The sequence below is a fragment of the Campylobacter concisus genome (assembly GCF_002912425.1).
Classification (GTDB): domain Bacteria; phylum Campylobacterota; class Campylobacteria; order Campylobacterales; family Campylobacteraceae; genus Campylobacter_A; species Campylobacter_A concisus_AH.
The window spans coordinates 1-14,641 of record NZ_POYR01000008.1 but is presented as its reverse complement, the minus strand read 5'-3'; the positions used below and the strand labels follow the sequence as shown (position 1 = coordinate 14,641).

Annotated in this window: 12 protein-coding genes and 1 pseudogene; 12 read left to right on the top strand and 1 reads right to left on the bottom strand. The window is 41.4% G+C overall.

The window, feature by feature from the left end:
• The first annotated feature begins 3 nt into the window (after positions 1–3).
• From fliF to CYP84_RS00480, 10 genes are all read left to right on the top strand, one after another.
• Complete coding sequence (gene fliF, locus CYP84_RS00525) at positions 4–1,701, top strand: flagellar basal-body MS-ring/collar protein FliF (protein WP_021089613.1); 1,698 nt, start codon at positions 4–6, stop codon at positions 1,699–1,701.
• On the top strand, positions 1,701–2,732 hold the full coding sequence (gene fliG, locus CYP84_RS00520) for a flagellar motor switch protein FliG (RefSeq protein ID WP_012001435.1): 1,032 nt from the start codon (positions 1,701–1,703) through the stop codon (positions 2,730–2,732). Before fliF ends, fliG begins: the two co-directional genes overlap by 1 nt.
• Positions 2,729–3,595 carry a flagellar assembly protein FliH gene (gene fliH / locus CYP84_RS00515; RefSeq protein WP_103636321.1) on the top strand — a complete coding sequence of 289 codons (867 nt, stop codon included), beginning with the start codon at positions 2,729–2,731 and terminating at the stop codon, positions 3,593–3,595. Before fliG ends, fliH begins: the two co-directional genes overlap by 4 nt.
• A complete protein-coding gene (gene dxs, locus CYP84_RS00510) occupies positions 3,588–5,414 on the top strand; it encodes a 1-deoxy-D-xylulose-5-phosphate synthase (protein WP_103636320.1) in 1,827 nt (608 codons plus the stop codon). Before fliH ends, dxs begins: the two co-directional genes overlap by 8 nt.
• 71 nt (positions 5,415–5,485) lie before the next feature.
• A complete protein-coding gene (locus CYP84_RS00505; RefSeq protein WP_009294652.1) occupies positions 5,486–5,896 on the top strand; it encodes a Fur family transcriptional regulator in 411 nt (136 codons plus the stop codon).
• 139 nt (positions 5,897–6,035) lie between these two features.
• A complete protein-coding gene (locus tag CYP84_RS00500; RefSeq protein WP_258033861.1) occupies positions 6,036–7,442 on the top strand; it encodes a CHAD domain-containing protein in 1,407 nt (468 codons plus the stop codon).
• Between the two features lie 13 nt (positions 7,443–7,455).
• Positions 7,456–8,178 (top strand): bifunctional demethylmenaquinone methyltransferase/2-methoxy-6-polyprenyl-1,4-benzoquinol methylase UbiE, encoded by a 723-nt coding sequence (ubiE, locus tag CYP84_RS00495; RefSeq protein WP_103636319.1) that lies wholly within the window; start codon positions 7,456–7,458, stop codon positions 8,176–8,178.
• Positions 8,171–9,337, top strand: coding sequence for an exodeoxyribonuclease VII large subunit (xseA, locus tag CYP84_RS00490; RefSeq protein WP_103636318.1), 1,167 nt, complete (start codon positions 8,171–8,173; stop codon positions 9,335–9,337). Before ubiE ends, xseA begins: the two co-directional genes overlap by 8 nt.
• Positions 9,338–9,339: 2 nt before the next feature.
• A complete protein-coding gene (gene serC, locus CYP84_RS00485; protein ID WP_103636317.1) occupies positions 9,340–10,419 on the top strand; it encodes a phosphoserine transaminase in 1,080 nt (359 codons plus the stop codon).
• Positions 10,419–11,879: a class I SAM-dependent methyltransferase gene (locus tag CYP84_RS00480; RefSeq protein ID WP_103636316.1), complete on the top strand. Its 1,461-nt coding sequence runs from the start codon at positions 10,419–10,421 to the stop codon at positions 11,877–11,879. The genes serC and CYP84_RS00480 overlap by 1 nt, the downstream gene beginning before the upstream one ends.
• A gap of 28 nt (positions 11,880–11,907) precedes the next feature.
• Here CYP84_RS00480 and CYP84_RS00475 read toward each other — a convergent pair whose 3' ends face one another.
• Complete coding sequence (locus CYP84_RS00475; protein WP_103636315.1) at positions 11,908–12,648, bottom strand: sulfite exporter TauE/SafE family protein; 741 nt, start codon at positions 12,646–12,648, stop codon at positions 11,908–11,910.
• 144 nt (positions 12,649–12,792) lie between these two features.
• Here CYP84_RS00475 and CYP84_RS00470 point away from each other — a divergent pair, with 144 nt between their 5' ends.
• Positions 12,793–14,064 carry an anthranilate synthase component I family protein gene (locus tag CYP84_RS00470; protein WP_103636314.1) on the top strand — a complete coding sequence of 424 codons (1,272 nt, stop codon included), beginning with the start codon at positions 12,793–12,795 and terminating at the stop codon, positions 14,062–14,064.
• Between the two features lie 246 nt (positions 14,065–14,310).
• Positions 14,311–14,501: pseudogene (locus tag CYP84_RS00465) on the top strand (phosphatidylserine decarboxylase); the annotation flags it as partial.
• Positions 14,502–14,641 lie beyond the last annotated feature (140 nt).

Here is a 14,641-nt window from a genome sequence, read left to right as displayed (position 1 = left end):
GATATGGATTTTAAGGCATTACTTCATCAAATAAGTCAAATTTATCAAAAGCTTTCACTAAAACAAAAGATCGTAGCAGGTAGCTCGATCGTTTTAGTTGTGGCTTTTTTGGTATTTTTAACGCTTTATAAAAGCAAAAGTGATAGCTTTGCAGGATATAGCGTCCTTTTTGAAAACATCAGCCCAAGCGACTCAGCCTTAATAGTCGATCAGCTAAACAAAGATGGCATCAAGTATAAACTAGCAAATGAAGGCACCATTCTTGTGCCAACGAGTGATGTATATAAAGAGCGTATCGCTGTTGCGACGCTTGGCATACCAAAAGAGAGCAAGATCGGTTTTGAAATTTTTGACAAGCAAGAATTTGGAGCTACTGATGCTGAGCAGAGAGTTAAATTTCAAAGAGCGCTTGAGGGCGAGCTAGCTAGAACGATCGAGAGTCTCTCATCTATTCAAAAAGCAACCGTAAGAATAGCCATACCAAAAGAGAGCGTCTTTACTGAAAGACAAGCACTTCCGACTGCTTCTATCGTCGTTGAGCTAAAGCCAGGAGTTAGTCTAAATGCGAAGCAAATTTTTGGCATTAAAAACCTAGTCGCTGCCTCTGTTACAAATTTAAGCACAGAAAATGTCAAGATCGTCAATCAAGACGGCGTCGCACTTGGCGATGAAGACGGTGAGTTTGATAGTGATGCCATAGCTCAGCAGATCCGTTATAAGCGCGAGTTTGAAAATAATTATGAGCAAAAGATCGTAAATGTCCTAGCTCCTATCGTAGGCGGTGCGGATAAGGTCGTAGCAAAGGTAAATATCGACTTTGACTTTGACAAAAAAGATACAAAAAGCGAGGTTTATGACCCAAATAACGTCGTAAGAAGCGAGAGCAACATCGAAGAAAAGCGTCAAGGCTCAGCTCCAAATGAAGTGGGCGGCGTCCCAGGTGCGGTTAGTAACATAGGTCCTGTTCAAGGACTAGATGATAGCACTTTAAAAGAGCAGTACAATAAAAGCTCACAGCAGACAAACTACGAAATTTCAAAGAAAGTGACAAATGTCAAAGGGCAGTTTGCTAGCATAAACAGAGTAAGCGCAGCTGTCGTTATAGACGGACTTTATCAAAGCAAAAAGGATAAAGACGGCAAACCAACTGGTGAGCTTGAATTTGCCCCGCTTACTAAAGAGCAAAGAGAATCAATCACAAATTTAATCAAGCAATCAATCGGCTACAACCAAAATAGAGGCGACGAGGTAAGCTTGGATAACTTCGAGTTTAAAACTGGTAAAGATGTCAGTACTGGCGAGAAGATGGACGGCTTTATGAACAACTACGTGATGCCTTTCTTGCCGCTACTTAAATACATTTTTGCAGCACTGCTACTTTATATCTTCTACAAAAAAGTTATCGTGCCATTTATGCAAAAGATGCTTGAAGAGACTAAAGAAGAAGAGGAGCAAGCCCAGGACGATCTTGAAGAGATCGAGATGGATGCAGAAGATACGCTCGAGAAATTTAAAGCCGCTCGCAAGAAGGTCGAGGAGCAGCTTGGTCTTAGTGGTGAATTTAACGAAGACGAGCTAAAATACGATGTCCTTCTTGAAAAGATGAAGATAGTAGTCACCGAGCGAAGTGAGGAAATTTCAAATTTACTCCAAGATATGGTTAAAAATGATAGTGACTTTAACATGCGTAAGGAAATTTGATGTCTATAAAACTAACCGATAAGCAAAAGATGATATATGACGATCTTTCAATGCCTGAAAAGATCGCTATCTTACTAATACAGCTTGGTGAAGAGGCGACAGCTCTTATATTTTCGCACATGGATGTTGACGTCATCACCGAAATTTCAGGCTACATAGCAACTGCGAAAAATATAGACAAACAAGTCGCAGGCGCTATTTTAGAAGAATTTTACGCTCTAATGCAGTCAAACCAATATATGAGAAGTGGCGGCTTAGAGTATGCAAAAGAAATTTTATACCGCACATTTGGTCCAGAAGCTGCTCAGAAAATTTTAGACAAGCTTGCTAAAAGCATGGAAAACTCAAAGAGCTTTGGCTATCTTGATAAGATAAAGCCACAGCAACTCGCAGACTTCATCGTCAAAGAGCACCCTCAAACTATCGCGCTAATTCTTGCCCACATGGACTCAACAAGTGCCGCCGAGACGCTAAGCTTTTTCTCAGATGAGCTAAGAAGCGAGGTCGTGATCAGGATGGCAAACCTTGGCGAGATCAGTCCATCAGTGATCAAGCGTGTCTCAACCGTGCTTGAGGGCAAACTTGAAAGCCTCACATCTTACAAGGTCGAGGTTGGTGGTCCAAGAGCTGTGGCAGAAGTGCTTAACAGACTTGGCCAAAAAGCTAGCAAAAGCACGATCGAGCGCATCGAGCAAAGCGACGATAAGCTTGCTACAACGATCAAAGAGCTTATGTTTACATTTGAAGATATTATCAACCTTAACGCAACTGCGATTAGAGAAATTCTCAAAAATGTCGATAAAAAAGACCTTATGGTTGCATTTAAGGGTTCAAGCGATGGCATTAAAGATAAATTTTTATCAAATATGTCTCAGCGTGCAGCCGAAGCCTTCAAGGAGGAGATGCAATACCTTGGCGCTGTTCGTGTAAAAGATGTTGAAGAGGCGCAAAGACGCATCGTTGAGGTCGTCCAAGGTCTAGCTGATCAAGGTGTCTTCCAAGTTGGCGAAGCAGATGAGATGATAGAATGAAAAGTAGCGTAATAACAAGTGAGACCTCGCCGGCTCACTTTATAGAAAATTATAGATTTAAGGTGCTTGGGAGCAATGAAAGAGCCCAAGATAGCGCACCTGTTTTGATAGAAGAGAACAACCTTAGTGAAGAGCTAAATGAGCAAAATTTAGAGCAAGGTGGTGAAAATTTCGCACCTCAGATGTCACACCCAGTGCAACCAAATATGCAAAATCACTTTGCGCCTCAGCCTCAAAATAGCCAAGCGCACCAGCCTGGATTTGACTCGAGTTTTGTCGAGGAGCTACTTAAAAAGACAGATGAGCTAAGCAGTAACATCATCAAACTTCAAATGCAAATAGAAAATCAAGAGAGCGAATTTGCAAAGCGACTTGAAGCTGAGATCGCCCGCGCAAAAGAGGATGGCAAAAACGAAGGCATCGCTCAAACAAACGCTGCAAACGAGGCAAAGATAAAAGAGCTTGAGGCTAAATTTAGCGCTTCAGCTGCAAAGCTAGATGAGCAGTACGTTAAATTTGATGAGTTTTTGAAAAAGAGCGAGGAAGAGCTTGGGCAAACTGCGATAAAGATCGCCAAAGAGGTGATAGAAAAAGAGGTTTCAAGCGCATCTAGCCAGATCGCTCATCACCTAGCAAATTCGCTTATAAAAGAGCTAAGCGACGTAAAAAACATAGAAATTCGCGTAAATCCAGAAGATAGTGACTATCTAAAAGAGCAATTTAGTAAAAACGAACGCGTAAAAGTAAGTGCTGATGATGCCATAAGCAAGGGCGGCGTGGTGATAATAAGCGAGGGCGGAAACATCGATGCGACGATGCAAACAAGGCTTGAGAAGCTAAAAATGCTGGTAAATAATGAATAAAGACGTTAAAAGCCTAAATGTCGATGAGCTAAACGCACTTTGCCACGACATCAGAGATAAAATTTTATCCACCGTTAGTAAAAATGGCGGCCATCTTAGCTCAAACATCGGTGCAGTCGAGATCATCGTTGTGATGCATAAAATTTTTGACGTTACAAAAGATCCATTTATCTTTGATGTGAGCCACCAAAGCTACGCGCATAAGCTGCTAACTGGGCGCTGGGAGAGCTTTGATACGCTTAGGAAATTTAACGGTATCAGCGGCTACACAAAGCCAAGCGAGAGTAAATTTGACTACTTTGTGGCAGGCCATAGCTCAACGTCCATTTCACTAGCAGTTGGCGCTGCAAAGGCGATCAAACTAAAAAATGAAGAGCGCTTGCCAGTAGCTGTCATAGGCGACGGCTCGCTAAGTGGCGGCATGGCGTACGAGGCACTAAATGAGCTGGGGGACAGAAAATATCCTTGCGTCATCATCCTAAATGACAACGAAATGAGCATAAGCAAGCCAATAGGCGCGCTTAGCAAGTATCTAAGCCAGATGATGGCAGGGCAGTTTTATCAAAAATTTAAAGGCAGGGTTGAGCGCTTTTTAAGCTATATGCCAGACTCTGCAGCCTACATGGCTAGACGCATGGAGGAGGGCATCAGGCTTATCACTCCTGGCATGTTTTTTGAAGAACTTGGACTTGAGTACATAGGCCCAGTCGATGGACACGACCTTTCAGCGCTTCTTAGCACATTTGAAACCGCTAAAAATATGAAAAAACCAGTCATCGTGCACGTGCAGACGCTAAAGGGCAAAGGGTATGAATTTGCCGAGGGTTACTATGAAAATTGGCACGGAGTTGGGCCGTTTGATCTAAAAAGTGGCGAATTTATCAAAAGGCAGTCAAACAAGTCAGCCACGGCGATCTTTAGCGAGCAGCTTTTAAAGATGGCAAGAGAGCACAGCGACATCGTTGGCGTAACGGCTGCGATGCCAACAGGCACTGGCATGGACGCGCTCATACATGAGTTTCCAGACCGCTTTTGGGACGTGGCGATAGCCGAGCAGCACGCAGTTACCTCGATGTCAGCCATGGCAAAAGAGGGCTTTAAGCCATTTGTCGCGATATACTCGACCTTTATGCAAAGAGCCTATGATCAGGTCATTCACGACGCTTCTATCTTAAATTTAAACATCACATTTGCGATGGATAGGGCGGGCATCGTGGGCGAGGACGGCGAAACGCATCAGGGCGCTTTTGATATCAGCTTTTTAAACGCTGTGCCAAACATGGTTCTTTTTGCTCCAAGGTGCGAAGAGAGCATGAAAAATGTTATGGAATTTGCCTACTCTTACAAGGGTGTTAGCGCGTTTAGATATCCGCGTGGGGCATTTATCTTAAGGGACGAGTTTAAGGCTAAACCGTTAGAGTTTGGCAAGGGTGAAATTTTAGCCGATGCAAAGAGCGAGACCGCATTTTTAGGCTATGGCAACGGCGTTGGTAGGGCAAATTTGGTTAGAAATTTACTAGCTGGCAAGCTTGAAGCGATCTTAGTCGATCTAGTCTTTGTAAAGCCGCTTGATAGAGAGCTTTTATATGAGCTGGCAAAACGCACTAAAAAGTGGTATATCTTTAGTGATAGCGCTAAAAAAGGCGGTGTTGGCGAGATCGTAAGTGCCTTTTTACAAGAAAATGGCATATCAAATGTAAGCGTTGTTAGTTTTGAGTATGATGATAAATTTATCCAGCATGGCTCGACAGCTGAGGTCGAAAAGAGCCTTGGCATAAGCGCTGAGCAAATTACCCAAAAATTACTAGAGAATAATTAATATCATTTAATAAAGAAACGTTTAATATTACTTTTGCTAGCATAAAGCAAAAATTTGTATAGGGGAAAATTATGCAATATGTATCGTTGCTAAAACAGTCTGGGCTTAAAGTAACGCCGCAGCGTCTTAGCGTTTTGAGAATTCTTGATCGTCACACACATCCAACGATCGATGAGCTTTATGATGAAATTTTGAAAGAAAATCCATCAGTTTCGCTAGCAACTGTTTATAAAAACCTAAACACTCTAAAAGACGAGGGTCTAGTGGTTGAAGTAAATATCGTCAATCAAAAGGCGAGATACGACATTTACGAGCATCCGCACATCCACGTGGTTTGCGAAAACTGCGGTAGCGTCGAGGATATGAGTTATGATGACTCAGAGCTTGGTAAATACCAAGAAGCGCTTGAAAAAAAGATCGGTAACATCATCGAGCGCCTAAATATCGTTGCTAGCGTAAAAAGCTGTAAACACTGCCGATAAGGCAAAATTTATGTTGCATTATGCAACATAAATTTTTATTTTTCTTCATAAAATACTTCAAACAAGCCTAAAATTAGCATTTTTCTCATTATTTTAAGCACTAACTTGCTAAAATAAACAAAAAATTTCGGAGAAAAATGTGGGTTTGGAGATAGAGCGTAAATTTTTACTCAAAAATTCTCAAATTCTAGATTTTTTAAAAGATGCTGGAGTAGTTTTTAAGCACCTTGAAATTTCTCAGTTTTATACCAAGATCACGCAAAATGAAGAGATCCGCTTCAGAAGTGAAGATGGTAAATTTATAAAAACGATCAAGATCGGCAAAGATCTTATAAGAGAGGAAAACGAGGAATTTTGCGAAAAGGCGGAGTTTAAAAAGGCTCTAAAAAACCGCATCGGCCACGTCATCACAAAAGATAGATATATCTTTAGGCTAAACAACAACCCCTGCAACATCGATGTTTTTAAAGACGGCTTAAACGGCCTTTGCACGTTTGAGATAGAATTTAGTGATGAAAATGAGGCTGTTTATTTTAAGTTGCCACCATTTTTGGAGCAGTTTTGCCAAGCTGATGTCACCTGTGATAAAAGATATAAAAACAAATTTCTAGCCATCCACGCAAACGAAAATGAACAAATCGACTACAAAAGAGCCTACTTAGTCTTTAAAAACAAAGAAATTTCGCCAAATTTTACTGCGAATTTAAAAAGTGGCGAGGCACTTAGGGCTTTATTTTTAAGCATATATAAAGAGATAAAGAGGCTAAAGAGCGAATATCTGCAAGATCACGACGAGGAAATTTTACACAACTTGCGAGTAAATTTAAGAAAAGTTAGGTCGCTACTTAAAATTTTTAACGGCGTTTTTGATGAGAAAGTGACGCTCTTTTTTGGAGAGAATTTTAAAATTTTGGCAAATTCAACCAACAAAAAGCGAGACCTTGACATTTTTCTAGGCTTTTTAAGCGAGCAAAAGCACGCAAATGAGCTAATTTACTTTGTGCAAAAGGCTCTAAATTTAGAGTATGAAAACGTTAAAAGCTATCTAAGTGACGAGGAAAACTACTCATTTTTAAAAGAGTGGGAGATATTTTTAAACGAGGGCGAGTTTTACAGGTCAAAGCTCTTTGACGTGAGCCTTTCGCGCCTTGGCTCGTTTAAGCTAAGAACGCTTATGGTATTAGCTCAAAAAAGGCTAAAAAGCCTAGATCAAGACTGCCCAAATGATAGCTTTCATAAGATCAGGATCGAGCTTAAAAAGGTGAGATATGCTTACGAGTTTTTGAGTGAGATATTTTATTTTGACGGGCTTAAAAAGTATGAAGAGCGCACAAAAGATATGCAAGAGATCTTTGGCGCACTTCAAGACTATGACGTTTGGCTTGGCATCTTAGAGCGCTTGCCAGAGGTTGCCGGCAAAGAAAAACTTGAGAGTAAAATCTACAAACAAATTTACAAAACTAGAGAAGAGATACTAAAAAAACGGCTTAAATTTATAAAAGCAACTCGCAAAATCTCGCGAAATTTAAAAATTTACTACATATAAAGGTCTAAAATTTATGCAAAAACAAGAAAAAATAGTTGATATGTTTAACCAGATCGCTCCGACTTACGACGTCGCAAACAGGGTGCTAAGTCTTGGCGTGGATGTGAGCTGGAGAAAATTTGCCTGCAGGTATATGCTAGAAATTTTTAAAAATAAAAGCATAAATATCGTGGATGTGGCTTGCGGCACTGGCGATATGATGGGGCTTTGGAGTGAAATTTCAAAAGAATTTGGTGTAGAGATGAAAAGCCTAACTGGCATCGATCCATCAAGTGGCATGCTAAAAGAGGCGAGAGCGAAATTTCCAAATTTTAAATTTATAGAGGCCTACGCTGATAATACAACGCTTGCAAGCGGTGAGGCTCAAATTTTAAGCATAAGCTACGGCATAAGAAACGTGGTCGAGCGAAAGGCTGCGCTTAGGGAGTTTAACAGGGTCTTGGCTGATGGCGGATACGTCGTCGTGCTCGAATTTACCAAACGCCAGAAAAAGGGCTTTATAACTGCGCTAAGAGATTTTTATCTAAGTAAAATTTTGCCAAGTATCGGCGGCTTTATCTCAAAAAACAAAGAGGCATACGAGTATCTGCCAAGCTCGATCGAAAATTTCTTAGACGCAAAGAGCTTTTGCGACGAGCTAGTTGAAGCTGGCTTTGAGATAGAGCTTTGTAAGGGCTTTAGCATGGACATCTCGACGCTATTTATCGCTAAAAAGGTCAAAGAGATCAATGCTTAGCGTATCTGAGCTAAACGAAAAAGCAAAGGCGCTGCTTGAAGCGACACTTGACTACGTCGAGGTAAGTGGTGAAATTTCACGCTTTACAAAGCATGCTTCTGGGCACTGGTACTTCACGCTAAAGGACGAAAAGTCAAGCATCTCAGCTGTGATGTACCGCATGAATAACCAAAAGGTAAAATTCTTGCCAAAAGAGGGCTTGAAGGTCAAAATTTATGGCAAAGTGACCATTTATTCGCCAAGTGGGTCGTATCAGCTGGTGGCTAGTGCTATGCTGCCTGATGGCGAGGGCGAGCTTGAGCTTGCGTTTAGACAGCTTAAAGAAAAGCTCGAAAACGAGGGACTTTTTGACATCGGCGCAAAAAAAGAGATACCAAATTTACCTAAAAAAATAGCCCTTGTCACAAGCGCCACTTCAGCCGCACTTCAGGATATGCTAAAAGTAGTCACAAGCCGCTGGAGGCTAAGTGAAATTTATATATTTGACGCACTAACTCAGGGCGAAAGTGCCCCAAGCTCACTTATAAAAGCCTTGCGAAGGGCCGATAAATACGGCGTTGATGTGATCGTTTTGGCTCGCGGAGGCGGCAGCAAAGAAGACCTTTGGTGCTTTAACGACGAGGGTTTGGCACGTGAAATTTACGCTACAAAAACGCCAGTCATAAGCGCTATCGGACATGAGATAGACTATGTCATAAGCGACTTTGTAGCAGACCGCAGGTCGCTTACGCCAAGTGCAGCCATGCTTGATCTTTTGCCTGATGAAGAGGCGTTTTTCCAGTATCTTGACAGGCTTAGCGACGATCTTGATAGCGCTTTAAATTTAAAGATCACAAAGAAGCAAAATTTATTAAATTTACTACTTTCTAAATTTTCATCAAATGCTCTAAAAGCTAGGATCGAGCTAAAATTTAGTGAGGTGGCAAACAAGCAAAATGCCCTAACAAACGCCGTGCAAAGAAAGATCTTGCTTCTTGGCTCAGCCCTTGGCTCTTTGGAGAAAGCCTATGAGATGAGGGAGCTCTTTTTTGAGAGCACAAAGGGGCTTATCGAGGTTAGAAAAGATGGCAAGAGAGCTGATCTTAGGGATTTAAATTTGAATGATGAGATCGAGCTTATCTCGCAAAACACACATAAAAAAGCAATTATCAAGGAGTAAAAATGAGTAGAAAAATCAACTTTAGCGCGGGCCCAAGCGCGATATCATTAGATGTTTTAGAGCACGCAAAGGCTGAATTTACCGACTACAGAGGCGAGGGCTACTCGATCATGGAGATCAGCCACAGAAGCAAGACCTTCGAGGAGATCCACTTTGGCGCGATGGAGAAGATAAGAAAGCTTTACGGCATCGGCGATGAGTATGAAATTTTATTTTTGCAAGGCGGCGCACACTTGCAATTTAGCATGATACCGATGAATTTATATCAAGGTGGCAGGGCTGAATATGCAAACACTGGCGTTTGGACAAACAAAGCCATCAAAGAGGCAAAAGTGCTTGGCGTAAATGTAGATGTCGTCGCAAGCAGCGAGGATGAAAATTTCTCTTATATACCTGAGTTTAAATTTAGCGATGACGCCGACTATGCCTACATTTGCTCAAACAACACGATTTACGGCACGCAGTATAAGGCTATGCCAAAGACCAAATCGCCCCTTGTTGTCGATGCTTCGAGTGATTTTTTCGCTAGACCGCTTGATTTTAGCAGTATCGGCTTGCTTTACGGCGGCGCTCAGAAAAATGCAGGCCCAAGCGGCGTGACTATCGTTATTTTAAGAAAAGACCTAGTTGATCGCGTGAGTAGCCAAAACGTCCCTATGTTTTTGCGCTACAAAACGCACGTAGAGGCAAACTCGCTCTATAACACACCGCCAACTTTTGGAATTTATCTTTTAAATTTAACCATGCAGCACCTGCTAGACCTTGGCGGACTTGCCGAGGTTGAGAAGATAAATGCCAAAAAAGCAAGCACGCTTTATAGCATCATAGATAGCTCAAATGGCTTTTACGTGGGACATGCCAAAAAATCAAGCAGGTCAGATATGAACGTGAGCTTTACGATTCCAAAAGATCATGCGCTTGAGCCAGTTTTTGTCGAAGAAGCGCTAAAAGAGGGCATGCTAGGGCTAAAAGGTCACAGACATCTTGGCGGCATAAGAGCCTCTATCTACAACGCCGTTAGCCAAAGCGACGTTGATAAACTTGGTGAGTTCATGAGAGAATTTGCCAGAAAGCACGGCTGATGAACAAGGCAAAAAAAGCTTACGACGAAATTCCTTATTTCTCAGCTGCATTTAGCGACTGCTCGCCCGTTAGGATAGAGGCGGTGGCTAAATTTCTAGGGCTAAAGGCGGCAAATTTAAAAGATGCCAGAGTGCTTGAGCTTGGCTCATCGTATGGTGGCAATATCTTGCCATTTGCAGCTTCTCACAAAGAGGCAAAGGTCGTTGGCATCGACATCTCAAGCCACCAAGTAGAAGAGGGTAACAAGATCGCAAAGAAGATGGGTTTAAAAAATTTCACCCTTCTTGAGCGTGACTTTTTACACATGAATGAGCACGACATCAAGGAGCTTGGCGAGTTTGACTACATCATTGCTCACGGCGTTTATAGCTGGGTGAGCCCAAACGTAAGAGACGCGCTACTTGCAACGATAAAGGCACTACTTAGCAAAGACGGCATCGCCTACGTCTCTTATAACACCTACCCAGGCTGGAAGAGCCTTGATATCTTAAGAGACTTCATGCTCTTTGCGAGCGCTGGCAAGGAGAGCAAAGAGGCGCTTTCTCACATAAAAGATGAGTTAAATTTCTTGCAGGATTACTTGAAATTTAGCCTGCAAAGCCAAAGCGACGTCGTCTATAAAGATAGTATGAAGCTACTTTTGACGCAGCTAAATTTCTTGCAAGGCATCATCGCAAAGGGGAGTGATTATTACATTTTGCATGACTTTTTGGAGGCTAGTAACGAGCCAACTTATTTTCATAAATTTGCCAAACACATCGACAAACACGGACTTTGCTACGTCATAGATGCCTCGCTAAATGATATCTTTGCAAGCTCAACTGGGATATACCGCTTTGACGCGCACATCGAGCAAAGCTACAACACTCGCATCAAAAAAGAACAGTTAAACGACTTTTTGTTTAATAGATCCTTTAGAAAGAGCCTCATCGCGCACAAAGAAAGGCTTGGTGGCGCTGATGACTTTGACGCGGTGCTTGGAGAGAGCGAGCTAAATAGCCTAAATTTTGCCTACTTTAGCGAACAGCCAAGGACAAAAACGCAAGAAATTTTAAGCAAGGCCTACCCGCAAAGCTTAAATTTAAACGAGGTAAAAGCCGCTCTTGGCGAAAACGAGAGCGAGGGCTTTATGGGGCTACTTGAAATTTTAAATGATCAAAACACTAAAATTTCATCATCAAAACTTATTGCGCTTGATTATGAGCCTAAAAAAACTAGGCTAAAGCCTAGAGCTGCGGCGTATCTGGGCTATTTTCTAAATACCAGCTCGCCAGTTATTTCTTTGGCAAACGAGCTAAATGGCAAGCTTAGTTTAAGCGTTGAAGAGATCAAGGCTGCATTGAAATTTGACGGCAAGGCTAGTCTTAAAGAGATCGCAAAGAGCGTAAATTTAAGCGAAGATGAGCTAAAAGAGCTTGCTTTTAAACTAAGCGAAGCCTACTTTTTTGAAGAAATTTAAAAAGAGCGTGGCAAATTTAGCCATGCTCTTACTCAAAAAACATATCTTTTAATATCAAACATATCATCGCTATGTAAAAGACCAAAAACCATTTTTTAAGTGTTTTTTTGTCGGTATGTTGCGTCTTTTTGGTGCCAAAGTATGCGCCTATTAGCGAGCCAAGACCTAAAAATGTGCCCTCAGCGTATGAGATGTGACCATTTAGTGAGAGTGAGGTGAAGCCAGCGATGGCTGCAAACATAACGAAAAACACACCCATAGAAACGGCTTTTTTCAGCTCATAACGCAAAAAGCCAACCAAGATAGGAGCGATAAAGACGCCTCCGCCGATGCCGATACTAATGGCAAAAACGCCAACAAAAACGCCAACTAAAAATAGCAAAAAAAGCGAATTATTCGCATTTGAGCCGTCGCTATTTGGTGAAAAGTATAGCTTTATAAGCGAGAAGACAAATGTCGCAAGTAGCATAGACTCAAGTAAGAGTGCAGGCGCGTGCGATACGATGATACCGCTAAAGCTGGCTCCAACCAAGCCTCCAAGCCCCAAAACCACACCACGATCTAGCTTTAAAAGGCCGGCTTTGTAGTTTAGATACGAGCCAAACGTCGCGCTAAAGATCATCTGCATGACGCTTATGCCAATGGCATCTTTGATGCCGTATCCAAAGGCGACCATTATAGGAACGACGACCGTGCCGCCACCGATGCCAAAAAACCCAGCGATGTAACCAACGCCGATACCGATTATAAATAGTTCTACAAAAAGCATTTTTTCTCCCTCGACTGGTGCAAATTTTAGCCAAGGGGCTCTTAAAAAAATAGTAAAAAAGGCGTAAATTTAAAAATTTAGCCAAAATTCTAAAAAGTAAAAGCGAAAATTTTTTATAATCAATAAAAATTTAAAAGGAAAAATATGCTCTTAGAACAACCACTTTTTTATTATGAAGCGATCAGAGAGAAATTTAAAAATAGCTACCTTGCTGAAGACAAGACGCAAACGATAATCGGCATTGATTGCGAATATATCGATGAAAAGGATATGGACTTTTACGGACTTAGAAGTTACTTTGATACTAATCGTAACAGATCGCTCGCACCTTTTGCTGGACTTTTTGGCGTTTTTGCATATGATGGCGTGAGATATTTTGAATATATCGGTGAGGAGAAGGCTAAAAAGTATGAATTTCCAAAATTTATCTATGCCGATGCTAAAGCATATCTGCACTTTGATAAGATGAGTAAAATTTACACTTTTTATGGAGATAAAGAGAGGTATTACGACTTTTTGCTAAATTTAAAGTCAGAGCATAAGGGCGAAAAAGAGTGCGAATTTAGCATAAAAACTGATCTTAGTAACGAAAAGAAACACTTTGAAGATATGGTTGAAGTGGCAAAAGAATACATAAGAAGCGGCGACGTCTTTCAGGTGGTGCTTGGGGAGCTACTTGAAATTTCAACGAATATGGGCAGCCTAGACTTTTACAAAAAGCTTGCCATAGCAAATCCTAGCCCATATATGTTTCATTTTCCTACGCCTTATGGCGATGTGGTTGGCTCGTCGCCTGAGCTTGTTTTTGAGATGAAAAGTGAGCAAATTTTTGTTGCACCAATTGCAGGCACAAGACCAAGGGGTGGTGACGCAAACGCTGATGTGGCACTTGAAAATGAACTGCTAAGTGATGAAAAGGAGCTGGCTGAGCACAAGATGCTAATCGACCTTGCCAGAAACGACATCGGCAGGGTCTCAGAGTCAAAGAGCGTGGTCGTGAAAAATGCGATGCATATCCAGAAATTTGAAAAAGTGATGCACATCGTTAGCGACGTCTATGGCAAGTGCGCTAGGGAGCTTAATCTTTTTGACGTGTTAGCTAGCATCTTCCCAGCTGGCACGCTAAGCGGTGCGCCAAAGATCAGAGCGATGCAGATAATCAATGAGCTTGAAATTTTTGAGCGAAATATCTATGGCGGGGGCATTGGATTTTTGCATTTTAATGGCGACGCTCAGGTTGCGATCCTCATCCGCTCAGCCATCTTTGTGCCAGCCAAAAACGGCTTTAGCGACGTCTTTGTCGGAGCTGGAGCTGGCATAGTCTATGACTCAAAGAGTGAAAAAGAGTATGCTGAAATTTGCCACAAACGAGCCAGCGTGGTAAATGTCTTTAAAAACAGCGCAAAAGAGGTTTAAATTTACAAATTAGGAGCTTTCATGCCAGGACAAAATTTAATCCTAGTCATAACGATTTTTGTTTTTATATGTGCATGCTTTATGGCGCATAGGGATAATAAAAAGAATTTGCAAAAGAAAGAGAGATAAATTTATTAAATTTGCAAGGCGGCAAATTAACCTGCAATGGTAATTTTTCGTAGTTTGGCTCTATTTTTAAAAAAGAGTAACTAATGCTAGAGCAAATTTAATCCTAGCTGTAACGACTTATTTTTCGTGGGTGCGCTAAATGTGGGTAAGATGAAATTTTGCTTTGATGGTCGCATCCAAACAAATGTGGTGGCAAATTTTACGCAAATTTATGAGTATGAAATTTACACATCAAAAAGGGCGATCGCCTTGGAAATTTCGAGCTTGGCTCAACTATCGTCATACTTAGCGAAAAAGATGCGACCTGATACAATCTTTTTAAAAACAAAGAGCTTAAATTTTCTGAAGCGATCAGACTTATAAAATAAATACGCTAAGCATATAAGTAAATTTTTATATATTCATTACAATACGAGTTATAGTTTTCAAAATATTATAGGTATGAAGG